18 protein-coding genes and 1 pseudogene are annotated in these 25,323 nt (G+C 70.2%); 6 read left to right on the forward strand and 13 right to left on the reverse strand.

What is annotated here, in order from left to right; genetic code table 11:
• Positions 1-81: 81 nt before the first annotated feature.
• The 4 genes from AC5DRG_RS03765 to AC5DRG_RS03780 all read right to left on the reverse strand — a co-directional run bounded on the left by AC5DRG_RS03765 (position 82) and on the right by AC5DRG_RS03780 (position 4,189).
• Complete coding sequence (locus AC5DRG_RS03765; protein ID WP_491808013.1) at positions 82-1,248, reverse strand: thiolase family protein; 1,167 nt, start codon at positions 1,246-1,248, stop codon at positions 82-84.
• Positions 1,245-2,324: a thiolase family protein gene (locus tag AC5DRG_RS03770; RefSeq protein ID WP_491808014.1), complete on the reverse strand. Its 1,080-nt coding sequence runs from the start codon at positions 2,322-2,324 to the stop codon at positions 1,245-1,247. The genes AC5DRG_RS03765 and AC5DRG_RS03770 overlap by 4 nt, the downstream gene beginning before the upstream one ends.
• Complete coding sequence (locus AC5DRG_RS03775) at positions 2,325-3,272, reverse strand: Zn-ribbon domain-containing OB-fold protein (protein ID WP_491808015.1); 948 nt, start codon at positions 3,270-3,272, stop codon at positions 2,325-2,327.
• 116 nt (positions 3,273-3,388) lie between these two features.
• A complete protein-coding gene (locus AC5DRG_RS03780; RefSeq protein WP_491808016.1) occupies positions 3,389-4,189 on the reverse strand; it encodes a crotonase/enoyl-CoA hydratase family protein in 801 nt (266 codons plus the stop codon).
• A gap of 185 nt (positions 4,190-4,374) precedes the next feature.
• On the opposite strand from AC5DRG_RS03780, the gene AC5DRG_RS03785 reads away from it, so the two are divergent.
• Together AC5DRG_RS03785 and AC5DRG_RS03790 are read left to right on the forward strand one after the other, a co-directional pair.
• Positions 4,375-5,994 (forward strand): acyl-CoA synthetase, encoded by a 1,620-nt coding sequence (locus AC5DRG_RS03785; protein ID WP_491808017.1) that lies wholly within the window; start codon positions 4,375-4,377, stop codon positions 5,992-5,994.
• Positions 5,995-6,181: 187 nt separating this feature from the next.
• Complete coding sequence (locus tag AC5DRG_RS03790; protein WP_491808019.1) at positions 6,182-7,963, forward strand: alkaline phosphatase family protein; 1,782 nt, start codon at positions 6,182-6,184, stop codon at positions 7,961-7,963.
• Between the two features lie 28 nt (positions 7,964-7,991).
• Here the strand turns inward: AC5DRG_RS03790 and AC5DRG_RS03795 are convergent, their stop codons facing one another.
• Positions 7,992-8,717, reverse strand: a complete 726-nt coding sequence (locus AC5DRG_RS03795; RefSeq protein ID WP_491808021.1) for an alpha/beta fold hydrolase — start codon at positions 8,715-8,717, stop codon at positions 7,992-7,994.
• Positions 8,718-8,937: 220 nt separating this feature from the next.
• Here AC5DRG_RS03795 and paaK point away from each other — a divergent pair, with 220 nt between their 5' ends.
• Positions 8,938-10,242, forward strand: coding sequence for a phenylacetate--CoA ligase PaaK (gene paaK / locus AC5DRG_RS03800; protein WP_491808023.1), 1,305 nt, complete (start codon positions 8,938-8,940; stop codon positions 10,240-10,242).
• A gap of 22 nt (positions 10,243-10,264) precedes the next feature.
• On the opposite strand, the gene AC5DRG_RS03805 is transcribed toward paaK, so the two are convergent.
• Positions 10,265-11,770 carry an acyl-CoA synthetase gene (locus AC5DRG_RS03805; RefSeq protein ID WP_491808025.1) on the reverse strand — a complete coding sequence of 502 codons (1,506 nt, stop codon included), beginning with the start codon at positions 11,768-11,770 and terminating at the stop codon, positions 10,265-10,267.
• 94 nt (positions 11,771-11,864) lie between these two features.
• Here AC5DRG_RS03805 and AC5DRG_RS03810 point away from each other — a divergent pair, with 94 nt between their 5' ends.
• Positions 11,865-14,300, forward strand: a complete 2,436-nt coding sequence (locus AC5DRG_RS03810) for a penicillin acylase family protein (protein WP_491808027.1) — start codon at positions 11,865-11,867, stop codon at positions 14,298-14,300.
• Between the two features lie 92 nt (positions 14,301-14,392).
• Here the strand turns inward: AC5DRG_RS03810 and AC5DRG_RS03815 are convergent, their stop codons facing one another.
• From AC5DRG_RS03815 to AC5DRG_RS03845, 7 genes are all read right to left on the reverse strand, one after another.
• The gene (locus tag AC5DRG_RS03815) at positions 14,393-15,958 is read right to left on the reverse strand and encodes an acyl-CoA synthetase (protein ID WP_491808029.1); all 1,566 of its coding nucleotides are present in this window, start codon (positions 15,956-15,958) and stop codon (positions 14,393-14,395) included.
• Complete coding sequence (locus tag AC5DRG_RS03820) at positions 15,955-17,082, reverse strand: NAD(P)H-dependent flavin oxidoreductase (RefSeq protein WP_491808031.1); 1,128 nt, start codon at positions 17,080-17,082, stop codon at positions 15,955-15,957. Before AC5DRG_RS03820 ends, AC5DRG_RS03815 begins: the two co-directional genes overlap by 4 nt.
• Before the next feature lie 103 nt (positions 17,083-17,185).
• A complete protein-coding gene (locus tag AC5DRG_RS03825) occupies positions 17,186-18,754 on the reverse strand; it encodes a phytoene desaturase family protein (protein WP_491808032.1) in 1,569 nt (522 codons plus the stop codon).
• A gap of 51 nt (positions 18,755-18,805) precedes the next feature.
• Positions 18,806-21,061 (reverse strand): serine/threonine-protein kinase, encoded by a 2,256-nt coding sequence (locus AC5DRG_RS03830; protein ID WP_491808033.1) that lies wholly within the window; start codon positions 21,059-21,061, stop codon positions 18,806-18,808.
• A 63-nt stretch (positions 21,062-21,124) separates the two neighbouring features.
• Positions 21,125-21,982 carry an oxygenase MpaB family protein gene (locus tag AC5DRG_RS03835; protein WP_491808035.1) on the reverse strand — a complete coding sequence of 286 codons (858 nt, stop codon included), beginning with the start codon at positions 21,980-21,982 and terminating at the stop codon, positions 21,125-21,127.
• 225 nt (positions 21,983-22,207) lie between these two features.
• Positions 22,208-22,876 carry a response regulator gene (locus AC5DRG_RS03840; protein ID WP_491808037.1) on the reverse strand — a complete coding sequence of 223 codons (669 nt, stop codon included), beginning with the start codon at positions 22,874-22,876 and terminating at the stop codon, positions 22,208-22,210.
• Positions 22,873-24,039: a sensor histidine kinase gene (locus tag AC5DRG_RS03845; protein ID WP_491808039.1), complete on the reverse strand. Its 1,167-nt coding sequence runs from the start codon at positions 24,037-24,039 to the stop codon at positions 22,873-22,875. Before AC5DRG_RS03845 ends, AC5DRG_RS03840 begins: the two co-directional genes overlap by 4 nt.
• A 243-nt stretch (positions 24,040-24,282) precedes the next feature.
• Here AC5DRG_RS03845 and AC5DRG_RS03850 point away from each other — a divergent pair.
• Both AC5DRG_RS03850 and AC5DRG_RS03855 read left to right on the forward strand, forming a co-directional pair.
• Positions 24,283-24,689: pseudogene (locus AC5DRG_RS03850) on the forward strand (transposase family protein); the annotation flags it as partial.
• Positions 24,690-24,715: 26 nt separating this feature from the next.
• Positions 24,716-25,105 carry a hypothetical protein gene (locus AC5DRG_RS03855; RefSeq protein WP_491808041.1) on the forward strand — a complete coding sequence of 130 codons (390 nt, stop codon included), beginning with the start codon at positions 24,716-24,718 and terminating at the stop codon, positions 25,103-25,105.
• Positions 25,106-25,323 lie beyond the last annotated feature (218 nt).

Consider the following 25,323-nt stretch of genomic DNA (forward strand, 5'->3'; position numbering starts at 1 on the left):
TCCGTGCTCCTCCCGATTCGTCGTCCGCGGCCAGCCTAGCGATCGGTTCCTGGCGCCAACAGGCCACGTGAGGGGGACGTTTCAGGAGGTCGGGGGTTGGGACCCCACGAGCCACATGGAGAAGAACTGGGAGCCGCCGCCGTATGCGTGTCCGAGTACCCTGCGGGCCCCTGCCACCTGGTGTTCTCCGGCCTGTCCACGGACCTGGAGCGCCGCCTCCGCGAAGCGGATCATGCCTGAGGCGCCGATGGGATTGGTGGACAGGACGCCCCCGGACATGTTCACGGGCAGGTCCCCGTCCAACTCGGTCACCCCGGACTCGGTGAGCTTCCAGCCCTCGCCCTCGTCGGCGAACCCGAGGTTCTCCAGCCACATGGGCTCGTACCACGAGAACGGCACATACATCTCCACGGCGTCGATGTCCCGTCGCGGATCCGCGATCCCGGCCTGCCGGTACACGTCGGCCGCGCAGTCCTTGCCGGCCTGCGGTGACACGGCGTCCTTGCCGGCGAAGAGCGTCGGCTCGCTGCGCATGGCGCCCCCGTGCATCCAGGCCGGCGGCCGCGGCGCACGGGCCGCCCCGGCACGGTCGGTCAGGACCATCGCGCAGGCGCCGTCCGAGGAGGGACAGGTCTCCGAGTAGCGGATCGGGTCCCACAGCATGGGCGAGGCCTGGACCTTCTCCAGCGTGATGTCGTGCTCGTGCAGATGCGCGTACGGGTTCTTGAGCGCGTTGCGCCGGTCCTTGTACGCCACCAGGGAGCCGACGGTGTCGGGCGCGCCGCTGCGCCGCATGTACGCACGCACGTGCGGCGCGAAGAAGCCGCCCGCCCCGGCGAGCAGGGGCTGCTGGAAGGGGATCGGCAGGGACAGGCCCCACATGGCGTTCGACTCGGACTGCTTCTCGAAGGCGAGGGTCAGCACGGTGTCGTGCACACGGGCCGCGACGAGGTTGGCGGCGACGAGCGCCGTGGATCCGCCGACCGACCCGGCCGTGTGCACCCGCAGCATGGGCTTGCCCACAGCGCCCAGCGCGTCGGCCAGGTACAGCTCCGGCATCATGACGCCCTCGAAGAAGTCGGGCGCCTTGCCGATGACGACGGCGTCGATGTCGGCCCACGTCAACTCGGCGTCGTCGAGCGCCCGCCCGGCGGCCTCCCGCACCAGCCCGGCGATCGACACGTCCCGGCGCGCGGCGACGTGCTTGGTCTGACCGATCCCTACGACGGCCACGGGCTCCTTGCTCATCGCGGATCCCCTTCGAGTACGGCGACCAGGTTCTGTTGCAGACAGGGGCCGGACGTGGCGTGCGCGAGGGCCCGGTCCGACTTTCCGCGATGGATGCGTACGGCCGCCTCGCCGATGCGGATGAGTCCGGCGGCCATGACCGGGTTGGCGGCGAGGGCTCCGCCTGACGGGTTGACACGCACACCGGAGCCGAGCTTCAGCGCCTTGCGCAGCACGACCTCCTGCGAGGTGAAGGGTGCGTGCAACTCGGCGGTGTCCACGGGCCGTTCGAAGGCACCGGCGTTCTCCGCGGCCAGCCGCGTGGACGGCGAGTCGGTGAGATCGCGGACGCCGAGGCTGTGGGCCTCGATGCGGTGGTCGATGCCGCGGATCCAGGCGGGCCGCTCGCACAGTTCCCGGGCCCGCTCCCCCGCCGCGAGGATCACCGCGGCGGCGCCGTCGCCGATGGGCGGACAGTCGCCGGTGCGCAGGGGCCGTACGACGTAGTCCCCTTGGGGCACCGAGCCCGGCACCGAACCCTTCAGCTGCGCATGGGAGTTGGACGCGGCGGCCGAGCGGCTGCGGGCCGCGACGGTGGCGAGTGCGGGCTCGTCGGTGTCGCCCGCGTCGATGAGGGCCTGGGCCTGGAGGGCGGCGAGGGCGACGGAGTCGGGCCACAGGGGTGCGACGTAGTACGGGTCGAGCTGGCGGGTCAGTACGTCGCGTACGGAGCCGGGTGAGGACTTGCCGTAGGAGTAGACGAGCGCGGTGTCCGCGTCCCCGGTGAGCAGTTTCGTCCACGCCTCGTACAGCGCCCACGCGCCGTCCATCTCGACGTGCGACTCGGAGATCGGCGGCCAGGCGCCCACCCCGTCGAGGGCGAGCGTGAAGGAGAAGGCGCGGCCGGCGAGGTAGTCGGAGGAACCGGAGCAGGTGAAGCCGATGTCGCCGGTCTTGAGGCCGGTCTGCGCCAGGACCTCGTGCAGGACCGGCATGAGCATCTCCACCTCGGAGTGCTCGTCGCTGGTGCGCCGGTGGTCGGTCTGCGCGAAGGCCACGACGGCGATGTCCCTCGCGCCATCCCTGTTGGACGGCATCTACAACAGCTCCTTGTACGTCTCGTAGTCCCCGTCGGGTTCGCCGGTCGGGCGGTAGTGGTCGGGGAAGCGGGCCCCTTCCGTCCACACCGGTTCGACGCGCAGGCCCATGCGCACCTGGTCGTAGGGGATGCCGCCGATGCGGCCGTGCAGCGCGAGGTCGGCGCCGTCGAGGGCGATGTGGGCGTAGACGTAGGGCACCTCGATGTCGAGGTTCTTCGCCTTGATGTTGACGATGCAGAACGTGGTGACTGTGCCGCGCGGACCCACTTCGACCTGTTCGGATGTGGCGACACCACATGTGGGGCACGCACCCCTCGGCGGGACGTACACCTTGCGGCAGGACGGACAGCGCTCGCCGACGGTGCGGCGGCCGGAGAGGGCCTCGATGTAGGCGGACTGGGCTCGGCCGGGCGAGTAGGTGTAGTCGAGGCGGGCGGGGGCGACGATGCCGGTGACCATGTCCTCGAACTCGCCGTTGTGGCTTGCCAGTTCGCCCTCGCGCGGATCGCCGTCGTACGGCTCGAAACAGGCGATGTCGGTGATGGCACCGGAACGTTCCCCGGCCCAGCGGATCCGCACGCGCATACCGGTGTGCACGGCGTCGGGGCCGGGGGCGTCGAGGGCGTGCAGGAGGGCGGTGTCGGCGCCGTCGAGGCGGACCAGGATCCAGGCGAAGGGGGTGCCGAGGGGCTGGCCGCGGCGGGGTTCGTGGTTCCAGGCCCAGGTGGTGACGGTGCCGGTGGGGGCGACCTCGACCAGGTCGCGTATCTCCTCGGCGGTGACGGGGTCGTACTCGACGGGCGGGACGAGGGTGCGTCCGTCACCGGTCTTCACCCCGAGGACGACACGTTCGCGCAGGCCAGTGAGAAACGCGCTCTGAACGGGGCCAAGGGAGCGGGTGAAGGGGAACTCGACGACGAGGGGGGCTTTGAGGACTTCGGGCATCGGGGCTTGCCTCCTTCGGAGGAAGGTCAGTGAACAGCGCCACAAAGGGGCGCGGGGAACTGCGCGACCAGCCACTGACGGCCCGCAGTCGCCAAACCGCCGCACCCGGCAGAGCGCTACGCGCGCTTGTAGACGGGCGGCCGCTTCTCCGCAAAGGCGCGGGCACCCTCCTTCGCGTCGGCCGTATCGAAGATCGGCCAGCCCCGCTTGAGCTCGGCGGCCAGCCCATCCGTCTCGGTCAGCTCGGCGGTCTCGTACACGGAGGCCTTGACGGCCTCGACGGCCAACGGGCCGCAGGCGTTGATCTGTTCGGCGATCTCCAAGGCCTTGGCGAGGGCGGTACCGTCGGGGACGACATGTCCGATCAGGCCGATGCCCGCGGCCTCGCGGGCACTGTACGGGCGCCCCGTGAGCAGCATCTCCAGGGCGTGCGTCCGTGGAATCTGCCGTTGCAGCCGGACCGTGGAGCCGCCGATGGGGAAGAGCCCGCGCTTCACCTCGAAGAGCCCGAAGGTCGCGGACTCGCCGGCGACGCGGATGTCGGTGCCCTGGAGGATCTCCGTGCCGCCCGCCACGCAGTGCCCCTCGACGGCGGCGATCACCGGTTTACGGGGGCGGTGATGGCGGAGCATGGCCTTCCAGTGCAGATCAGGGTCGGCCTTGAGCCGGTCCCGGTAGTGCTGTCCCTCCATCCCCTTGCCGGCCAGGGCCTTGAGGTCCATGCCCGCGCAGAACGCGCCGCCGGCGCCGGTCAGCACGATCGAGCGGATCGCGTCGTCCTCGTCGGCCTCGACCCAGCCGTCGTACAGACCGACGAGCATCGGCAGCGACAACGCGTTCTTCGCCTCGGGCCTGTTGAGCGTGAGCACCAGTGTGGCGCCTTCGCGCCGGGCGGTGAGGTGTTCCGTCCCGCTCATTGCCGTCCTCCCGTCTCAGGAACGAGAACAGGTTGCAGGAGCGGCCAGGCCAGTACAAGAGTTTTCTGACACTCAGTCAGATTTATTGTGCGCGGCCCCTTCACAGTCACGGCCACCTTTGCTCAGATGACCGACGAACCGATCGATGCCATGGACGTCAGGGCTGCCCGGGGTCAGGAGGAGCGGTGGAGTACAACATTGCCGACCTGTTCGAGTCGGTCGTCGACGTGGTCCCCGACCGCGAGGCGCTCGTGTACATCGACCACCCCGGTACGGGCGCCGAGCGCCGGCTGACGTACGCGGAGCTGGACGCGGCCGCGAACCGCATCGGCCACCATCTGATCGACAGCGGGATACGTCCCGGTGAGCACGTCGGGCTGCACCTCTACAACGGGATCGAGTACCTGCAGACAGCGCTCGGCTGTCTGAAGGCGCGTGTCGTTCCGGTCAACGTCAACTACCGCTACGTAGAAGACGAGTTGGTGTATCTCTACCGGGACGCCGATCTGGTGGCCCTCGTCTTCGACGCGGAGTTCACCGAGCGGGTGGCGGGGGCGCTGCCGCAGACTCGGAAGCTGCGGCATCTGGTGCGGGTGGGGGCGCCGGCGTCGGACGCGCCCGCGCTGACGGCGGTGGACTTCACGGACGCCGAGGCCGCGGGGTCGCCCGAGCGCGGGTTCCCGGTGCGGTCGGGGGACGACCAGTTCATCATCTACACCGGCGGGACGACCGGGATGCCCAAGGGTGTGATGTGGCGTCAGGAAGACTTGTTCTTCTCGGGGTTGGGCGGCGGCGCGCCGACCGGTGAGCCGGTCAAGACGCCCGAGGAACTCGCTGAGCGCGTCGCGGCCGGTGGCGCGGGGATCACCTTCTTCCCCACTCCCCCGCTGATGCACGGCACGTCCACCCTGACGGCGTTCATCGGCTTCAACTTCGGCCAACGAATCGTGATCCACCGCAAGTTCGTGCCCGAGGAGGTGCTGCGGACCGTCGAGAAGGAGAAGGTCACCAGCATGTCGCTGGTCGGCGACGCGATGCTGCGGCCGCTCATCGACGCGCTCAACGGACCCCTCAAGGGTACGGACTGCTCGTCGATGTTCAGCGTCTCGTCATCCGGGGCGATCATGTCGGAGACGGTGCGCGCACAGTTCCAGGCGCTGATCCCGAACGTGACGCTGCTCAACAACTTCGGCTCGTCGGAATCCGGCTTCAACGGCACGGCGACGGCCGACTCCGGCCCCGAGCGGGGTTTCCGTATCCGCGTCAACTCCCGTACACAGGTGGTCGATCCGGCCACGCACGAACCGGTCGCCGTCGGCGAGGTGGGCCGGATAGCCCAGTGCGGCCATGTGCCGCTCGGCTACTACAACGACCCGGGGAAAACCGCCGAGACCTTCTTCGAGAAGGACGGCGAGCGCTGGGTCCTCCTGGGCGACATGGCGACCGTCGACGAGGAGGGCGTCGTCACCGTCCTCGGCCGCGGGTCCCAGTGCATCAACACCGGGGGCGAGAAGGTGTATCCGGAGGAGGTCGAGCAGGCGCTCAAGTCCCATCCGGACGTGTACGACGCCCTGGTGGCCGGGGTGCCGGACGCGAAGTGGGGCAACCATGTGGCGGCTGTGGTGCAGTTGCGCGAGGGCGCCCAGCGGCCGTCCCTGGAGGACATCCAGACGCACTGCCGCTCCCGGCTCGCGGGGTACAAGGTCCCGCGCCAGCTGGTGCTTTCGGAGTCCATCCAGCGGTCGCCGAGCGGCAAGGCCGACTACCGGTGGGCCCGGGCGATGGCGGTGGCCGCGGACCGGTAGGACACGGGTGCGCGTGCGGGTGCCCGCGGGGTGGGCCGGGCTGGGCGTACGCTGTGCGCTCGGCTGGAGCACTGCTGGACCGGGCGTTGAACGGGGAGTGAAGTCCGGCCGTACGGAGGTTGGCGGCCCGGTCTCCTGAGCCTGGTCCGCCGTGCCATCGCCAGGTTTCGCACGGAAGGACCTTCGGGTGCCGCACGTCACACCCCCTCGTCAACTGCCGGACACCGACACCGACACAGCGGTCGGGGACATCGGGGACGAGGGCGCGCCCCTCGGCGCCGAAGCCGAGGACGAGGAGGCCGGTCGACGCGCCGCTCCGACACGCGGCGGCTGGTTCGGCTGGCGGCACAAGTACCCGCGCACGGCACGCGGCGTGACCATCACGACCACGGTCCTGGCCGGGGCCCTCGTCCTGTTCGCTCTCCTCGTGCCCAACCGCCTCGACCGGCTCTCGCCTCTCGCGTTCCTCCGCCTCCCCGTGGAGGCGATCCTCCTCGCGAGTCTGCTCCTCGTGCTGCCGCCGAAGCCTCGGCGGATCACGGCCGTCGGCTCGGGGCTGTTCCTGGGGCTGTTCATCTCCCTGAAGTTCCTCGACATGGGCTTCTACCAGACCCTGGCCCGGCCGTTCGACCTGGTCTTCGACTGGATTCTGCTGGACGACGCGGCGGACTTCGTCAGGGAGTCGTTCGGCCGCTCGGGTCAGGTCCTCGCGGTGACCGGGGTGATCGTCCTGCTCGTCGCCGTGCTCGCGCTGAGCACGCTCGCCATGGTGCGGCTGACGAACGTCATGGCCCGGCACCGCCCCATGGCCGTCCGCACCACACTCGTCCTCGGCATCGTGTGGATCGTCTGCTTCACCGTGGGCGTGCAGTTCGGCGGGGTCCCGGTCGCCACCAAGGGCAACACCGTGTACGTCGCCAACCGGGTGCAGCAGGTGCGCGACGGCCTGTTCGACGCCCAGGTCTTCGAGAAACAGGCCGCCGTCGACGCCTTCGCCGACACACCGCCCGACCAGCTGCTGACCGGACTGCGCGGCAAGGACGTCCTGTTCACCTTCGTCGAGAGCTACGGCCGTGTCGCGATCGACGATCCGGCGATGGCGCCGCAGATCGACGCGGCGCTCCAGGAGGGCACGAGCACGCTCAAGGCGGCCGGATTCGCGTCGCGCAGTGGCTGGCTCAGGTCGCCCGTGACGGGGGCCGGCAGCTGGCTGGCCCACTCGACGTTCCTGTCCGGCCTGTGGGTCAAGAACCAGCAGCGGTACCGGAGCCTGACCACCGGCGACCGCGCGACCCTGACCAGCTACTTCCAGAAGACCGGCGCCTGGCGCACGGTCGGCATCGTCCCGGGCGTGCGGAAGGCCTGGCCCGAGGGCAAGTACTTCGGCCTCGACCACATCTACGACTCCGAGCACCTCGGCTACCAGGGCCCGTACTTCAGCTGGACGCCGGTGCCCGACCAGTTCAGCCTGGAGGCGTTCGAGCGGCTGGAGCACGGCAAGAAGAACCGCGATCCGATCATGGCCGAGATCATCCTGGCCTCCAGCCACAACCCCTGGTCCCCCATCGCCCGCATGGTCGACTGGGACCAGCTGGGCGACGGCTCGATCTTCGAGCAGATCAAGAAGGAGGGCACGGACCCCAAGGAGGTCTGGAAGAGCCCCAAGAGTGTGCGCACCGAGTACCGCAAGGCCATCGAGTACTCCCTGCACAGCCTCACCGAGTGGGTCCAGCGCTACGGCGACGACAACACGGTCCTCGTCTTCCTCGGCGACCACCAGCCGGTCCCCACGGTCACGGGCGGAACCACCAACAAGGACGTTCCGATCACGATCGTCGCCCGCGACCCGAAGGTGCTGGACAGGATCTCCGATTGGGGCTGGGCGGACGGCCTGAAGCCGGCCGCGGACGGACCGGTCTGGTCGATGGACAAGTTCCGGGACCGCTTCATGACGGCCTACGCGCACTGACGCCTGGGCCAGTACGCCGGTACCCCGGTCACCCGGCCAGGAAGGGTTCCACCTCCGCCAGGAACTCCTCAGGCCGGGTCTCGTGCACCAGGTGCCCCGCGTCCACGGTCACCAGCCGGGCGTCGGGGATGAGGCCGGCGAGCGTCGCGATCTGATCCTGCGGGATCAGACTGCTCGGGCCCCCACCGACGAGCAGCGTGGGCATGGTGATCCGCCCCATGTGGTCCCACCACACAGGATCGGGGGCGTTGCGCTGCAGATCGGTGGCCAGCACCATCGCCCAGTCGCACGGCAGCTCCCCGTCGGGCCGTTCGGCGGGCGGCCGGGGCGGGTCGAGCGGGATCGGCGCGGGCACGTCCTCCAGGACGAGACGCCGTACGAGACCGGGTTCCCGCTGCGCGAGCAGATAGGCGACAGCGCCACCGAGCGAGTGCCCCACGACGTCGACGCGCTCGATGCCACGCGCGGCCAGAAAGGCTCGTACGTCCTCGCTCATCACCTCGTAGGAGTACACGTCCGGGCCCGCCCCGCCCTCGGCACCGGGCCAGTCGCTGACCCCGTGACCGCGCAGGTCAGGGGCGTACACCCGGCGCGCACGGGGCCCGGCCGCGAGCCGTTCGGCGACCCGCGCCCAGTCCGCGCCGTCGGCGCCCCGGCAGTGGAGCAGGAGCACGGGCGGCGCGTCCTCGGGACCCCAGACACGGTACGCGAGGGTGATGCCGTTCGCCTTGACGGTGCGCGGTTCGGTGTCCATACGGGCGAACGTAGCCGGAGGGCCCCGGAGCGGGCCTCCGCTCTGCCGACGGCAGAGGGGCGCACGTCACGCAACGCACGGACAGGCTGTCCGGCCGAGAAGTCGAGAAAGTGTCGACCGGGGTCTTGCCTGCGGCCGGGCGGCCTGGATTACTGATCCAGAGCAGGACGACCGAATGATCGGTCGGTAAGATTGCTGTGGTTCGTGAAGGAGGGTTCCCATGGCGGTGGCGGGTGACGCGGAGAGGCTGTTCGACGCGGGCGAGCGGCTTGAACCGGAGGCCCTGCGGGCGCTGCAGCTGGAGCGGCTGCGGACCTCGCTACGGCGCGCGTACGACAACGTGCCGTTCTACCGGGAGTCCTTCGACAAGGCCGGAGTCCGCCCGGACGACTGCGTCTCCCTCGCCTCCCTGGCCCGTTTCCCGTTCACCACCAAGTCGGACCTGCGCGAGAACTATCCGTACGGGATGTTCGCCGTCCCCCAGGACCGTATCCGCCGTATCCATGCGTCGAGCGGCACCACCGGACGCCCCACGGTCGTCGGCTACACGGAGAACGACCTTTCCATGTGGGCCGACATGGTGGCCCGCTCGCTCCGGGCGGCGGGCGCCCGGCCCGGGGACAAGGTGCATGTGGCCTACGGCTATGGGCTGTTCACCGGTGGCCTGGGCGCACACTACGGTGCCGAACGGCTGGGCTGTACGGTCATCCCCGCGTCCGGCGGCATGACCGCCCGCCAGGTCCAGCTGATCCAGGACCTCAGGCCCGAGATCATCATGGTGACACCGTCGTACATGCTCACGCTCCTCGACGAGTTCGAGCGCCAGGGTGTTGATCCGCGCGCCACCTCGCTGCGCGTGGGCGTCTTCGGTGCCGAGCCCTGGACCGGGCAGATGCGCCGCGAGATCGAGGAGCGGTTCGCCATCGACGCGGTCGACATATACGGGCTGTCCGAGGTGATCGGTCCTGGTGTGGCGCAGGAGTGTGTGGAGACCAAGGACGGACTCCATGTGTGGGAGGACCACTTCTTCCCGGAGGTCGTCGACCCGGTCACCGGCGAGGTGCTGCCGGAGGGCGAGGAGGGGGAGCTCGTCTTCACCTCGCTCACCAAGGAGGCCATGCCGGTGATCCGGTACCGGACACGGGACCTGACGCGTCTGCTGCCCGGTACAGCCCGCGTCTTCCGACGGATGGAGAAGGTCACGGGCCGCAGTGACGACATGGTGATCCTGCGCGGGGTCAATCTCTTCCCCACCCAGATCGAGGAGATCGTCCTGCGGACGCCGGGCGTCGCCCCGCACTTCCAACTGCGCCTCACCCGCGACGGCCGCCTCGACGCGCTGACCGTACGGGCGGAGGCCCGCGCCGGCGCCTCTCCCGAGGCCCGGGACGCGGCGGGCCGTGCGATCGCCGCCGGCGTGAAGGACGGTATCGGTGTGACGGTCAGCGTTGAGATCGTCGACCCCGAGACGCTGGAGCGGTCGGTGGGCAAGATCAGGCGCATTGTGGACCTGCGTCCGCGTTAGGCCCTCACGGATGCGGGTCAGGTCACGCCGTACTCGCCCCGAACCGGTCCCTCAGCTCCCGCTTCAGGATCTTTCCGCTCGCGTTGCGCGGCAGCTCGTCCACGAACAGGACCCGCTTCGGGGCCTTGAAGTGGGCGAGCTTCTCGCGGGCGTGGGCGAGGAGTTCGGCCTCGGTGACCTCGCCGCGCGGGACGACGACCGCGGTGACGGCCTCGATCCAGTGCTCGTGGGGCAGGCCGATCACCGCGACCTCGGCGACGGCCTCGTGGGTGTACAGCGCGTCCTCCACCTGCCGTGAAGCGACCAGTACGCCACCGGAGTTGATGACGTCCTTCACCCGGTCGACGATGGTGAGGTAGCCCTGCTTGTCCCGCACGGCGAGGTCACCGGAGTGGAACCAGCCGTCACGGAAGGCCTCGGCCGTCTCCTCGGGCTTGTCCCAGTAGCCCTCGCACAACTGCGGGGAACGGTAGACGATTTCGCCGGGCGTACCGTCGGGCACGTCCTTGCCGTCCTCGTCGACCACCCGCGCGTCGACGAACAGCACGGGCCGGCCGCAGGAGTCCATCCGCCCCTTGTGCTCACCGGGGCTCAGGACCGTGGCCAGGGGGCCGATCTCGCTCTGCCCGAAGCAGTTGTAGAAGGCCAGTTTCGGGAGCCGCTCGCGCAGCCTCTCCAGGACGGGTACCGGCATGATCGACGCCCCGTAGTACGCCTTGCGCAGCCCACCGAGGTCGCGGGTCGCGAAGTCTGCACGGTTCGACAGGCCGATCCACACGGTGGGCGGGGCGAAGAGGCTGTCCACGCGGTCGGCCTCGATGAGGTCGAAGAGCCGGTCGCCGTCGGGCCCGTCGAGAATGATGTTCGTGGCCCCGACCGCGAGGTACGGCAGCAGGAACACGTGCATCTGCGCCGAGTGGTACAGCGGCAGCGAGTGCGCGGGCCGGTCGCCCGCGCTCAGGTCGAGGGCGGTGATCGCGCTCAAGTACTCGTGGACCAGGGCCCGGTGGGTCATCATCGCGCCCTTGGGCAGGGCGGTCGTACCCGAGGTGTAGAGCAGTTGCACGAGGTCTTCGCCGCGCGCCTCGGGACCGTCGTACGGCGACGCCGAGGCCAGCTGCGCGAGGAGTGACTCGTCGGCGTCACGCAAGGGCAACGACCGTACGTCATCCGGGAGTTGGCCCGCGAGATCCGGGTCCGCCAGGACCAGCGCACTGCCCGACTGGCCGACGATGTACGCCAGGTCGTCGCCGGTCAGGTTCTGGTTGACCGGCACATGCACCAGGCCCGCGCGGGCGCAGGCGAGGAAGCCGATCAGATAGGCGTCGGAGTTGTGGCCGTAGGAGCCGACCCGGTCGCCGGGCGTGAGCCCCTGGCCGAGCAGGAAGGTCGCCGCGCGGGAGACGGCGTCGTCGAGTCGCTCGTACGTCCATGAGCGGTCGCGGTAGTCCACCGCCACGCGCGCCGGGGTGCGTCGGGCGCTGCGCCGCAGCAACCCGTCAACCGTACTGCCGTGTCCGGGCGTCATGAGACATGATCCTCCGTTCGCCACCGAACCAGGTCAAGTCGCCTGCCGTTGTTACGCTCAACAGCTCCTTCCCCCAATGAAGTTGGGAGGCACCATGCGCACCCGCCTGAGACAGCTCGCCGTCACGGCTGTCGTACTCTGCACCGCCACCGCCGCGCTGCCCGCCGCCGCGGTCCCACAGCAGGGCCCCGAGGAACACCCGTCACAGGGCGGCCTGTCGGCCGTCATCCGCTATACCGAGTACGGTATTCCGCACATCGTCGCCAAGGACTACACGAACCTCGGCTTCGGCACGGGGTGGGCGCAGGCCGCCGATCAAGTCTGCACACTCGCCGACGGGTTCCTGACCGTGCGCGGCGAGCGTTCGCGGTTCTTCGGGCCCGACGCGGCACCCGACCTCTCGCTCTCGTCTGCCGCCAAGAACCTCTCCAGCGACCTGTACTTCCGCGGGGTGCGCGAGGCCGGCACGGTGGAGGAACTGCTCGCCGAACCGGCGCCACGCGGACCGAGCCGTGAGGTCAAGGACCTGATGCGGGGCTTCGCGTCCGGCTACAACGCGTGGCTGAAGCAGAACCGGATCAGCGATCCGGCGTGCACGGGCGCCGACTGGGTGCGGCCGATCACCTCGGTGGACGTGGCGGCGCGCGGCTTCGCGCTGGCCGTGCTCGGCGGTCAGGGACGGGGCGTCGACGGCATCACCGCCGCACAACCACCGGCGGGAGCCGCGGGCGCCACGTCGTCCGCAGCGGCCTCGACCAGTGCCCCGGACGCGCAGGCGCTCACCCAGGCCGCCCGCGACCTCCTCACCACCGACTCCGCCGACATGGGCTCCAACGCGGTCGCCTTCAGCGGTTCCACGACGGCGAACGGCCGCGGGCTGCTGCTGGGCAACCCGCACTACCCGTGGCATGGCGGACGCCGATTCTGGCAGTCCCAGCAGACCATCCCCGGCAGGCTCAACGTCTCCGGCGGCTCACTGCTCGGCACGCCCACCGTCTCCATAGGTCACAACGCACATGTGGCCTGGAGCCACACCGTGGCGACGGGCATCACCCTCAACCTCCACCAGCTGACCCTCGATCCCTCCGACCCGACCGTGTACCTCGTGGACGGCACGCCGGAGCGGATGACGAAGCGGAGCGTCACCGTCGACGTGCTGGACGGCACTCCGGTGACGCGGACCCAGTGGTGGACCCGGTACGGGCCCGTGGTCACCTCGCTCGGCTCCGCGCTGCCCCTGCCGTGGACGGCCACGACGGCGTACGCGCTGGGCGACCCCAACGCCACCAATCTGCGCGCCTCCGACACCTCGCTCGGCTTCAGCAAGGCCCGCGACACCGACGACGTCCTCGACTCCCTGAAGCGCACGCAGGGGCTGCCATGGGTGAACACCATCGCCGCGGACTCCGGCGGGCACACCCTGTTCACCCAGTCGCAGGTACTCCCCCGCATCACCAACGAGTTGGCCCAGAGCTGCTCCACCCCTCTCGGCAGGGTCACCTACCCCTCGACCGGGCTCGCGATCATTGACGGGTCGCGCGGCGACTGCGCCCTCGGCAGCGACCCCGACGCCGTGCAGCCGGGCATCTTCGGGCCCGCGCGGATGCCGGTCCTCAAGGACGCGCCGTATGCGGAGAACTCCAACGACAGCGCCTGGCTGGCCAACGCCGGGCAACCGCTGACGGGTTACGAGCGGATCTTCGGCACCATCGGCACCACGCGCTCGATGCGGACACGGGGCGCGATCGAGGACGTGGCGGCGCTCGCCGCACAGGGTGGACTCACGGTCCGGGATCTGCAACGGCAGCAGTTCGCGCATCGCGTCCCGGCGGCCGACCTGACCGCGGACGACGCGGCGAAGGCGTGCGCCGCGTTGCCGGGTGGCACCGCGACAGGCAGCGACGGCACGGTCGTTGACGTCGGCGGTGCCTGCGCTGTCCTGAGTACGTGGGACCACTCGATGAACACCGACAGCCGCGGTGCGCTGCTCTTCGACCGCTTCTGGCGGAAGCTGACCGCGCTTGTGCCGGCGGCGCAGCTCTGGAAGGTGCCGTTCTCGGCGGCGGATCCGGTCCGCACACCGAACACGCTCAACACGGATGCCCCCGGGTTCGCCAAGGCTCTCGCGGACGCGGTCGCCGAACTGCGGTCGGCGGGCATTCCGCTCGACTCACGCCTCGGGGAGCACCAGTTCGTCGTACGGAACGGGCAGCGCATCGCCGTCCCCGGCGGCACGGAGTCGCTGGGCGTGTGGAGCAAGGTCGAGCCCGTGTGGGACCCGGCCAACGGCGGCTACACGGAGGTGACCACCGGCTCCAGCTACATCCAGGCCGTGGGCTGGGACGGCGGCCACTGCCCGGTGGCCCGCACGCTGCTGACGTACTCCCAGTCCTCGAACCCGAACTCACCGCACTACAGCGACCAGACCCGGTTGTTCTCCGGTGAGAAGTGGGTGGCGTCCCGCTTCTGCGAGAAGGACATCCTGTCCTCCCCCGCCCTGAAGGTCGTCCGGGTCACCGACCGGCGCTGACACAGAAGTTGACACAGATGTGGTCCCGTCCTCCACGGGGCGGGACCACATGGCGCCGGACCACACATCACGTCAAGCATGCATGTGGCCGCTCACAGGGGGCGCGCGCGGCCCTTCCAGTAAGGATCCCGCAGCCGTCGCTTGTACAGCTTGCCGTTGGGATCGCGCGGCATCTCGGCGATGAAGTCGACGCTCTTGGGCCGCTTGTAGCCGGCGAGTTGCTCGGTGCAGTGGTCGAGGAGGGCGGCGGCCAGCTCGGGGCCGGGTTGGTGGCCGGGGGCCGGTTCGACGACGGCCTTGACCTCCTCGCCCCAGTCGTCGTGCGGGATACCGAAGGCGGCGGCGTCGGCGACGGCGGGGTGGGCGAGGAGGACGGACTCGATCTCGGCCGGGTAGATGTTGACCCCGCCCGAGATGATCATGTCGATCTTGCGGTCACGGAGGAAGAGGTAGCCGTCCTCGTCGAGGCAGCCGAGGTCGCCGACGGTGAAGAAGTCGCCGATGCGGTTCTTCTTCGTCTTGGCCTCGTCCTTGTGGTAGGCGAAGCCTCCGGTGCTCATCTTCATGTAGACGGTGCCGAGTTCACCGGGCGGGAGGCGGTTGCCGTCGTCGTCGAATACGGCGAGTTCGCTGATGGGCCAGGCCTTGCCGACGGTTCCGGGCTTCTTCAGCCAGTCCTCGGCGGTCGCGAAGGCCCCACCGCCCTCGCTGGCCGCGTAGTACTCCTCCACACAGTGGCCCCACCAGTCGATCATGGCCCGTTTCACATGGTCGGGGCAGGGGGCGGCACCGTGGATGGCATGCCGCATGGAGGAGACGTCGTACGACTGCCTTACGTGCTCCGGCAACGCCAACAGGCGGTGGAACTGGGTCGGGACCATATGTGTGTGGGTGCACTTGTGGGTGTCGATGAGCCGGAGCATCTCCTCCGGCACCCACTTGTCCATCAGGACCAGCCGGTGGCCGATGTGCAGGGACGCGCCCGCGAACTGCAGTACGGCCGTGTGGTAGAGCGGCGAGCACACCAGGTGCACGTTGTCGTCGAACGGCTTGACGCCGAAGATGCCGAGGAAGCCGCCGAGGTAGGCCTCCTCGGGGAGCTTGCCGGGCAGCGGGCGCCGGATGCCGCGCGGACGGCCGGTGGTGCCCGAGGTGTAGTTCATCACCCAGCCGAGCGTGCGGTCGGCGGGCGCCGAATCGGGTTGTCCGTCGAGGAGTTCGACGTACGGCCGGAAGCCCTCGACCGCTCCGACCGCGTACCGGTGAGTGGCCGGGAGGCCGGCCTCGTCGGCGGCGTGGCGTGCGGGGCCGGCGAAGCGCTCGTGGGCGATGAGCACCTTGGCGCCGGAGTCGGCGACGATCCAGGCGATCTCGGGTCCGACGAAGTGGTGGTTGACGGGGACGAGATAGAAGCCGGCCTGGCTGGCGGCCAGGTAGGCGGTGAAGAACTCGACGCCGTTGGGCAGGACGACCGCGAAGGCGTCGCCGTGTTCGAGCCCGGCCGCGCGCAGACCGTGGACGAGCCGGTTGGCGGCGGCGTGCAGGCGTCCCGCGGTCCACGGCTCGCCGTCGGGTGCGATGAGGACCGTGCGGTCGGGGTCCTGGGTGGCCTGGGCCCAGAATCCGGTGGGGGGTGTGCTCGCGTCCGGCGTGCTCATGACTGGGCGCTCCTTCCGGCGATGCGGTTGACGCGGTCGACGGCCTCCTCGAAGCCGCGGGTGAGCTCGTCGAAGACGGCCTGGACGCTGCGTTCGCTGTTCATCCGGCCGACGATCTGGCCGACCGGCGTGCCGAGCAGTGGGTCGATCTCGTACTTCTGGATGCGGGACACGGCCTCGGCGACGAGCAGCCCCTGGAGGGGCATGGGGAGGGTGCCGGGTCCGTCGGGGTCGTCCCAGGCGTCGGTCCACTCGGTGCGCAGCTGGCGTGCGGGCTTGCCGGTCAGGGCGCGGGAGCGGACGGTGTCGCCGGAGCCGGCGGCGAGCAGCTTCCGGGTCAGGGCGCGTGAGTGGAGGTCGGCTTCTGTGGTGGTCAGCCACATGGAGCCCAGCCACACACCCTGGGCCCCGAGACTGAGCGCGGCGGCCACCTGTCGCCCGCTCCCGATGCCGCCGGCCGCCAGCACGGGCAGCGGGTCGACGGCGTCGACGACCTCGGGCGTGAGCACCATGGACGCGATCTCACCGGTGTGGCCACCCGCCTCGTAGCCCTGTGCCACGACGATGTCGATGCCCCCCTCCACATGCTTGCGGGCGTGCCGGGCGCTGCCCGCGAGTGCGGCGACGAGCACGCCCTGGTCGTGGGCACGCGCCACGACGTCGGCGGGCGGGGAGCCGAGGGCGTTGGCGAGCAGCTTGATCGGATAGTCGAAGGCGACGTCGAGCTGATTGCGGGCGACCTGCTCCATCCACCCGGTGATGCGCCACCCGGACGCCTCACCCTCGGCGAGTTCGGGCACCCCGTACTTGGCGAGGGTCTCCGTCACGAACTTCCGGTGCCCCTCGGGGATCATCGCCTCGACATCGGCCTCGGTCAGTGTTTGATTTTTTGGGCCCTCGACCTTCTTGGCGGGCATGACGACGTCCAGGCCGTACGGCATCCCTTCGACATGCGCCTCCATCCAGTCGAGGTCGCGTTTGAGGTCGTCGGGGGCCGTGTAGCGGACCGCGCCGAGCACTCCGAAACCGCCGGCCCGGCTGATGGCCGCGGCGACGGCGGGGAACGGCGTGAAGCCGAAAACGGCGTGCTCGACTCCCAGTTTCTTGCTCAGCTCCGTCTGCATGGCCGCAGAATGCCGCAGTCACCCGGACGACGGAAGCCTTTTTCTGATGCTCCGTCAGATTTCTGGACTGCGTCCGCCGACTCGCACGGCCTCAGCCGTGGGGTCAGCCGTCGAGGCTCTCCAGTACCGCCATCGCCGCGTTGTGCCCGGGGACGCCGCTCACCCCGCCCCCGCGCACCGCGCCGGCCCCGCACAGCAGGACGTTCGCGTGCCGGGTCTCCACGCCCCAACGGCCCGTGCCTTCCTGGGCGTACGGCCAGGTGAGCTCGCGGTGGAAGATGTTGCCGCCGGGCAGCCGGAGGTCGCGCTCCAGGTCGAGCGGGGTCTTCGCTTCGATGCACGGCCGCCCGTCCCCGTCGGTCGCCAGGCAGTCGGTGAGGGGCTCGGCCAGGTGGGAGTCGAGCTGGGCGAGGGTCAGCTTCAGCAGCTCGTCCCGTACGGCGTCGTTGTCCCGCTCGAACAGGCGGGCCGGCGTGTGCAGACCGAAGAGGGTCAGCGTCTGGTAGCCCTCGTCCACCAGCTCGGGCCCGAGGATGGTCGGGTCGGTGAGCGAGTGGCAGTAGATCTCGGAGGGCGGCGCGGCGGGGAGCTCACCGGCCGCGGCCTGGGCGTGGGCGGCGGCCAACTGGTCGTAGCCCTCGGCGATGTGGAAGGTCCCGGAGAACGCCTCGCGCGGGTCGACGGAGGTGTCGCGCAGCTTCGGCAGCCGCTTGAGCAGCATGTTCACCTTGAGCTGGGCGCCCTCGGCGGGGGTGGGCGGTTCGTCGCCGGTGAGGGCGGCGAGTTGCTGCGGTGAGGCGCCGACCAGGACGTGGCGGGCGCCGACGACGCCCTCCCCGTCGGCCGTCCGGTAGGTGATCTCGGCGGTTCGGCCGTCCGTGTCGATCCGTACCGCCTCGTGCCCGGTGGCGAGGACGGCGCCCGCGGTGCGCGCGGCGGTGGCGAGCGCGTCGGTCAGGGCGCCCATGCCGCCGACGGGCACGTCCCAGTTTCCGGTGCCGCCGCCGATCACGTGGTAGAGGAAGCAGCGGTTCTGGGCCAGCGAGGTGTCGTGGGCGTCGGCGAACGTGCCGATGAGCGCGTCGGTGAGGACCACGCCCCGCACCAGGTCGTCGGTGAAGCGCTCCTCCACGGCGACACCAATCGGGTCCTCGAAGAGGGTCCGCCAGGCCTCGTCGTCGTCGACCCGCCGGCGCAGCTCGTCGCGGGTGGGCAGCGGCTCGGTGAGCGTGGGGAAGACGCGCTGGGCGACCTGGCCGGTCATGCCGTAGAAGCGCTGCCAGGCCTCGTACTCGCGGTCGCCGCCCGTCAGCCGGGCGAACGCCTCGCGGGTGCGGCGCTCGCCGCCGCCGACGAGCAGTCCGGTCGGTCGGCCGTTCCGCTCCACGGGCGTGTACGACGAGACGGTGCGCCCGCGGACGCGGAAGTCCAGGCCGAGGTCCCGCACGATCTTCTTGGGCAGCAGGCTGACCAGGTACGAGTAGCGCGACAGTCGTGCGTCGACGCCTGCGAAGGGGCGGGTGGAGACGGCGGCGCCTCCGGTGTGGTCCAGGCGTTCCAGCACCAGGACGGACCGTCCGGCCCGGGCCAGGTAGGCGGCGGCGACCAGGCCGTTGTGGCCTCCGCCGACGATGACGGCGTCGTACGTACGGTGTCCCTCGTGTGCAGGCATGGTTCTTCGTAACACGTGATGATCCAGGTCGCCCAGAGGTGAGCGCGTGGGTCACTGCCCGCCGGAGGCCCGCTGCTGTCGTAGTACGGCGACTCTGCGGTACAGCTCGACGGCCTCGGGGCCGCGGCCGAGCTGTTCCAGGCAGTGGGCCTCGTCGTTGCGGCTGGCGAGGGTGTCGGGGTGGTCGGCGCCCAGGACACGCTCGCGGGCGGCGGCCACGCGGCGGTACTCGGTCAGCGCGTCCGCCCAGCGGCCCAGCCAGCCGAGGCTGACGGCGACCTCGCGGCGGCTGACCAGGGTGTCGGTGTGGTCCGCGCCCAGGACCCGCTCGCGGATCGCGCACACGTCGCGGGATTCGGCGAGGGCCTCCTCCCAGCGGCCGAGGCGGCCGAGGTTGACGCCGAGGCCATGGCGGGCGCGCAGGGTCTCGGGGTGGGCGGGGCCGTGGACGCGGGTACGGTCGTCGATCAGGTCGCGGTACAGCTTGAGGGCGTCCGCGCTGCGGCCGAGGCGGCCGAGGCTGATGCCGACCTCGTAGCGGGCGGCGAGGGTATCGGGGTGGTCGGGCCCAAGGGCCTGGGCGCGGGCCTCGGCGACCTCGTGGTAGGTCTGCAGCGCCTCCGGCCAGCGGCCCAACTGGCCGAGCGCGTAGGCGACTTCGTAGCGGGTGACGAGGGTGTCGGGGTGGCCGGGGCCGAGCACCCGGGCGCGGGCGACGGCCACGTCGTACGCCATGCGGTACGAGTCCTCCAAGCGTCCCAGGCGGCTGAGGTTGAAGGCGAGGTTGTGGCGGCAGCGGAGCGTGTCGGGGTGGTCGGGGCCCATGGTGCGCTCCCGCGCCGCGAGGACCGACGTGTACACCTGGTGCGCGTCGAAGTGGCGGCCCAACTGCCCGAGTACGTAGGCCATTTCCTGGCGGGCGGCGAGCGTGTCGGCGTGGTCGGCGCCCAGGACGCGGTCCCGGGCGCGGGCTACGTGAGTGTATTCGCGCAGGGCGTCGGAGGCGCGGCCGGTGCGGCTGAGGGTGAAGGCGACCTCGTAGCGGCTGGCGAGGGTGTCGGGGTGGTCCGGGCCCAGGAGGTGCTCGCGTTCGGCGGCGACCGCGCGGTGCACCTCGCCCGCCTCCGCCCAGCGGCCGAGCCGCCCCAGGCTCAGGCCCGCGTTGTGGCGGCCGGCCAGCGCGGTGACCGCCTCGTGGGAGGGGGTGGGCGGTTCGTCCGGTACGGGTTCCTCGACCCGGCCGGTGACGGGGCGGGCGATCCACTCGCCGGTGAGCCCGGCGCCCGCGTCCGGCGGAGTGATGCGCATCCCGGCCGCGCCGGTCGCCTTGTGGCCGGTGGTCATCCCCCGGGTCCAGGACGGCAGGCGCGGCTCACGGGGCGCCGGCTCCGGCTGGCGGGGTTGCGGTGGTTGCAGTTGGGGCTGGGGTGTCACCACGGTCGGCACGTACGTCGGTGTCGTACGGCCCAGATTGATCCGGCGCGCCAACTCGCGTGCGTCGTGCGGCCGTTGCTCGGGCAGCTTGGCGAGCAGGTCCAGGATGACCTTCTCCAGATACGCGGGCAGCTCTGCGCGATGGGTGCGCGGCGGTTCGGGCGGGGTGTCCCGGTGCCCGACGAGGATCGCCCACGCGTCTTCGAGGTCGAACGGCGGTGCCCCGGTGGCGATTTCGTACAGCACGCAGCCCAGCGAGTACAGGTCGCTGCGCTGGTCGACCTGGTCGCCGCCGATCTGTTCCGGCGACATGTAGTGCGGGGTGCCCATCGCGATGCCGGTGCCGGTCAGGCGGGAGGTGAAGCCGATGTCGTGGCCGAGGCGGGCTATGCCGAAGTCGCAGATCTTCACCGTGCCGTCGGTGAGCCGCATGATGTTCGCGGGTTTCAGGTCCCGGTGCACGATGCCCTGTTGGTGGGTGTAGGCGAGCGCGCCGGCGACCTGGTCGGCGATCTCGACGACGTCTCCGACCGGCAGCGGGTGGTGTTTGTTGTCCTCCAGGAGCTGGCTGAGGTTGCGGCCCTCCAGCAACTCCATGACCAGGTAGAGCACTCCGTCGGACTCGCCGAAGTCGTGGACGACGGTCACCCCGCGGTGCGAGAGCGCGGCGGCCACGCGTGCCTCGCGGCGGAACCGCTCGCGCAGGACGCGGGTGAAGGCCTGGTCGTGGCTCGGGCCGAGCGGCTTGAGGCACTTCACGGCGACATGGCGGCCCAGCGACTCGTCGCGCGCCCGCCACACCTCGCCCATGCCACCGCGCCCGATCAGATCGAGCAGCCGGTACCGGCCCTGGATCAGCCTGGTCTCCGCCATCTGGTGCAGTCGCCCCCGTCGCTCCTCGCCCCGCCACCCCCTTGCCGGTCCCAGTATGGCGACCTATGGTCCGACTTTGTACGGCGCCGGGCGGGAGCCGGGGCCAAGCCGTGACATGGCACGGATGATGTGTTTGGGCGGGAGTTGCCACCGTACACGTGCGGGAACGCAGCGCAGCAGGGTACCCGTGGCGCGCAGTCGCCGGGTGACCACGGCAGGTGCCGGGGCCGGTCTGCCGTACAGCTCGTGGGCGTACGGCGGCAGAGAGGCGTACGCCAGCTGCGCCACGCGCCGCCACAACACCTCGCGCGCCGGGACGAGCAGCGGATGCGTCGGCGGGTGGAGCAGGAAGTCGTCCACCATGCGTGCCTCGACTCCGGCGGCCAGCTCGGGGAGGACCTTCGCGAAGTACGTGTCCAACTCGGCCCGGTTCGCGGGTACGACGTCGGGGTGGAGGCCCACCAAGCCGGCACTGACCCGCTGTTCGCCGATGTAACGGTCGGCCTGCGCGTCGGTGAGGTGGAATCCGGAGCGTCGACCGACGTGCACATAGGAGTCGATCTCCGCGCAGTGCACCCACAGCAGCAGCTCGGGTTCGTCGACGGCGTACCGCTCTCCGGTGTCGGGGTCGGTCGCCCCGAGCATGCTGTGGATCTTCCGGACGCGGGCGCCGGCCTTCTCGGCCGCCTCGGTCGTGCCGTAGGTGATCGTGCCGACGAAGTCGGCGGTCCGCATCAGCCGGCCCCACGCGTCCTGGCGGAAGTCGGAGTTCTGCAGGACGCCGCGTACGGCACGCGGGTGCAGCGCCTGGAGGTAGAGCGCGCGGACTCCGGCGACCCACATCATCGGGTCGCCGTGCATCTGCCAGGTCACGGAACCCGGGCCGAACAGCCCCGGGTCTCCCGCCCACACGGCATTCATACCGGCAGGTGTGACCACAGCCGCTAGGTGTCTCCAGAGCATCACGTTGACCTGCGCTTTTGCCAACCAGCTTCAGCAGTACGGGGAGCGGTCTGCCGAGGATTCCTGGCACAATGGTACAGATTCACACATCTTTCTGCTGGGCCCGGCAGAGCGCCTTCTTCGGTCTCACCAGGGTGGCATCGTCATGGACGAGTAAACGTCGACACCGTAGGCCGTGCCGGCCTACGGTCCCGGTGTCACGAGTCCTGTCTCGTAGGCCACCACCACCGCCTGGGCCCGGCTGTTCAGGTCCAGTTTGTTCATGGTGCGGTTGAGGTGGGTCTTGACCGTCGCTTCGCTGATGCAGAGCCGGTCGGCGATGTCCAGGTTGGACAGGCCGCGCGCGGTGAGCTTGAGGACCTCGACCTCGCGTAAGGTCAACGCATCCAGGTCGCACGGGGGTGGGGCGCCGGGATCGGAGCGGGCCTGGTGGGCGAAGGCTTCGACCAGGCGCCTGGTCACGGTGGGTGCGAACAGGGCGTCGCCGCCGCCGACCGCGGCTACCGCCGCCAACAGTCGCTCGGGCCCTGAGTCCTTGAGCAGGAACCCCGACGCTCCGGCCCGCAGCGCCCCATACACGTATTCGTCGAGGTCGAAGGTGGTCAGCACCAGCACCCGGGGCGCGGGAGCGGCCGCCTCGGCGAGGATGCGCTCGGTGGCCTCGATGCCGTTCATGCCGGGCATGCGGATGTCCATCAGGATCACGTCGGGCCGCGTCTTGGCGGCCAGTCGCACCGCTTCCTCGCCGTCTCCGGCCTCACCGACGGTCTCGAAGCCGGGCGCGGCGTCGAGCAGCCTGACGAGCCCGGCGCGGATGAGGAACTGGTCGTCGACGACGAGGACTCTGGTCATCTGGTGCGTTCGTCCCTCCACCGTGCGCCAGTTGCCGATGTCGGCAGGGTCAGGCGGACCGCGAAACCCCCTTCGGCGCGTGGGCCGACGCTGATGGTCCCGCCGTAGAGCTTGGCCCGCTCCCGCATGCCGATCAAGCCGTGTCCGCCGCCCGGCGAGACTATGGCCGGAATCTTCCCCTCTCCGTCGTCGGTGACGCTGACGGTCAGTTCGTGCTTGGCGTAATGGAGTTGCACCTGCGTGGCGGCGTGGTGGGTGTGTTTGAGGACATTGGTGAGGGCTTCTTGGAGGACGCGGTATGCGCACAGCTCGACGCCGGGCGGAAGAGGGCGCGCGGTGCCCTGGATGTTCAGCTCGACGGGGACGCCGCCGGCCCGGACCCGCTGCACCAGGTCGTCGAGGCGGGCGAGGGTGGGCATGGGGGCGGCAGACTCGGCGCCGCCCAGGTCGTGTTCCCGCAAGACCTTCAGCATGCGCCGCAACTCCTCAAGCGCCTCCGTGCTGGTGTCCTCGATGGTGGTGAGCGCGTCCCGGGCCGTTTCGGCATCGGAGTCGAGGACGAACCGGGCCAGGCCCGCCTGGACGGAGATCACCGACATGTGGTGGGCGACGACATCGTGCAGTTCGCGGGCTATGCGCCCGCGTTCGGCGGCGACCTCACGGCGGGCCCGTTCGGCCTGCTCGGCCCTCAGCTGCCGGCCGAGGGCGTGGGATCGCCGGGCCAGGGTGCCGGACCACACCAGCACCGAGCAGTACAGCAGCGCCTGGCCCACGACCAGCCCCGTGGACAGGCTGTCGCTGATCACACCGGCGTACACCCACTTGGCCGTCATCACGGCCGCGCAGCCGACGGCGATCCGTGCCGGGTGCACCGACGCCACCGTGTACAGGGCGAGCATCGAGCCGAACGCGGACGCCACCGGCCAGAACCCCAGACTGATGTAGGCGATGCCGGCCACCTGCACGACTGCGAAGACCACCAGCGTCGCCCTGCGCCGCAGGGCGACGGGCAGATGCGCCAGGACGAGGAGCACATAAGCGCTCGCGTCGAGTTCGGGCCAGCCCTGCGCCACTGACGACTGTCCCAGCCGGACAGCCGTCGCGGTCATGGCAAGCGCGATCAGCGTGTCGACAGTGAGCGGCCGGGGCGTACGCATGCGCATCGCCGCAGCGTATGCCCAAGCCGCGCGCGGCAGCGTCAACCTTCCGTGGTACCGCGGAAGTTGCAGGTACCTCCACGGCTACCGCACACAGTGGAGCGGGAGTTCCACCCACTGCCCGACGCGGAGGGTGCGCCGCCGCCCTTACGGTCATGGCACAGTGGCGCCGCCCGACCAGCGGAGCCATACAGCTCGCGGGCTGCTCGGAGGAACCCAACGGGGGCGCTACCCGGCTCGCGGCCGGAAGGAGCCAGCATGACCATCGGCGTTTCCGGCGCCCACACGCACGACTGCCAGGCACTGATCCCACTGGTGAAGGGCATACCGCCGATCCGCTCCCGCCGAGGATCGCGACGCAGGCCGTACAAACTCCACGCCGACAAGGGCTACGACTACAACCACCTGCGGCGATGGATTTCCGGCCGAGGCATCCGGCACCGCATCGCCCGCAAGGGCATCGAGACCTCGCAACGACTCGGCCGCCACGCACCATGGCCTGGCTCGCCGGATGCCGACGTCTGCACCGCCGCCACGAACGCAAAGCCGACCATTTCCTCGCCTTCACCAGTAGCGCCTGCACCCTGATCTGCTACCGCAGACTCGCCAAAGGAGATGACGTCTTAGGCCGCACTGCTTATCCCACCCCACCGTGACATCTCTTCAACAGGAGGAGGCATAAATGCGCATTCCGCTTCTCAAGCGCACTTTCGCCATGGCGGTCGCCATGGTTGCCGGAACGGCGGTCTTCACCGCGCCCCCCGCCTACGCCAGTTCCTACAAGGGATGCGTGTACCCCCGCGTCTGCTTCTACCTCACCGACGCCGACTGGCAAGCGAGCACGCCCACCGCCGCGTACCAGGACATCACCGACGTCTTCCAGAACCTGGGCTCGAAGAGCAGGGGCGCCAACTACGTGATGAACACCCGGAACGACGACCGGGCGATTCTCAGGTACCTCTACAACGGCGACACCGGCTACGAATGCCTCGAGCCGAACACAGGGCGCCAATACCCCTCCAACTACACGGTGACCGGCATCATGATCCAGACCGCCTCCAGCTGCAGCTGACAACGTCACACGCTCCGTGGCCGCCCGCCCGCCGGGGAGGCGGGGGGCCAGGTTCTGCCTGAACCGGCATGGTCGATCCGCGTCACCACGTAGGACACGGTCTTCATCAAGCCAGTTGTGTGGCTGACATTGTGCGCAGGAGCGTGAACTGTCACCGTCGTGCGCGGAATGACAGCCCGATCATGACTTTCGAGGACCTCGACTCTGTTGCCACGTAC

Source organism: Streptomyces sp. JLBG701 (assembly GCF_058544905.1).

Excerpts from the sequence above, each read along its gene's own strand:
- AC5DRG_RS03765 (WP_491808013.1), bottom strand. The coding sequence starts at position 1,248 with ATGAGCAAGGAGCCCGTGGCCGTCGTAGGGATCGGTCAGACCAAGCAC.
- AC5DRG_RS03770 (WP_491808014.1), bottom strand. The coding sequence starts at position 2,324 with ATGCCGTCCAACAGGGATGGCGCGAGGGACATCGCCGTCGTGGCCTTC.
- AC5DRG_RS03775 (WP_491808015.1), bottom strand. The coding sequence starts at position 3,272 with ATGCCCGAAGTCCTCAAAGCCCCCCTCGTCGTCGAGTTCCCCTTCACC.
- AC5DRG_RS03780 (WP_491808016.1), bottom strand. The coding sequence starts at position 4,189 with ATGAGCGGGACGGAACACCTCACCGCCCGGCGCGAAGGCGCCACACTG.
- AC5DRG_RS03795 (WP_491808021.1), bottom strand. The coding sequence starts at position 8,717 with ATGGACACCGAACCGCGCACCGTCAAGGCGAACGGCATCACCCTCGCG.
- paaK (WP_491808023.1), top strand. The coding sequence starts at position 8,938 with ATGGCGGTGGCGGGTGACGCGGAGAGGCTGTTCGACGCGGGCGAGCGG.
- AC5DRG_RS03805 (WP_491808025.1), bottom strand. The coding sequence starts at position 11,770 with ATGACGCCCGGACACGGCAGTACGGTTGACGGGTTGCTGCGGCGCAGC.
- AC5DRG_RS03810 (WP_491808027.1), top strand. The coding sequence starts at position 11,865 with ATGCGCACCCGCCTGAGACAGCTCGCCGTCACGGCTGTCGTACTCTGC.
- AC5DRG_RS03815 (WP_491808029.1), bottom strand. The coding sequence starts at position 15,958 with ATGAGCACGCCGGACGCGAGCACACCCCCCACCGGATTCTGGGCCCAG.
- AC5DRG_RS03820 (WP_491808031.1), bottom strand. The coding sequence starts at position 17,082 with ATGCAGACGGAGCTGAGCAAGAAACTGGGAGTCGAGCACGCCGTTTTC.
- AC5DRG_RS03825 (WP_491808032.1), bottom strand. The coding sequence starts at position 18,754 with ATGCCTGCACACGAGGGACACCGTACGTACGACGCCGTCATCGTCGGC.
- AC5DRG_RS03830 (WP_491808033.1), bottom strand. The coding sequence starts at position 21,061 with ATGGCGGAGACCAGGCTGATCCAGGGCCGGTACCGGCTGCTCGATCTG.
- AC5DRG_RS03835 (WP_491808035.1), bottom strand. The coding sequence starts at position 21,982 with ATGAATGCCGTGTGGGCGGGAGACCCGGGGCTGTTCGGCCCGGGTTCC.
- AC5DRG_RS03840 (WP_491808037.1), bottom strand. The coding sequence starts at position 22,876 with ATGACCAGAGTCCTCGTCGTCGACGACCAGTTCCTCATCCGCGCCGGG.
- AC5DRG_RS03845 (WP_491808039.1), bottom strand. The coding sequence starts at position 24,039 with ATGCGCATGCGTACGCCCCGGCCGCTCACTGTCGACACGCTGATCGCG.
- AC5DRG_RS03855 (WP_491808041.1), top strand. The coding sequence starts at position 24,716 with ATGCGCATTCCGCTTCTCAAGCGCACTTTCGCCATGGCGGTCGCCATG.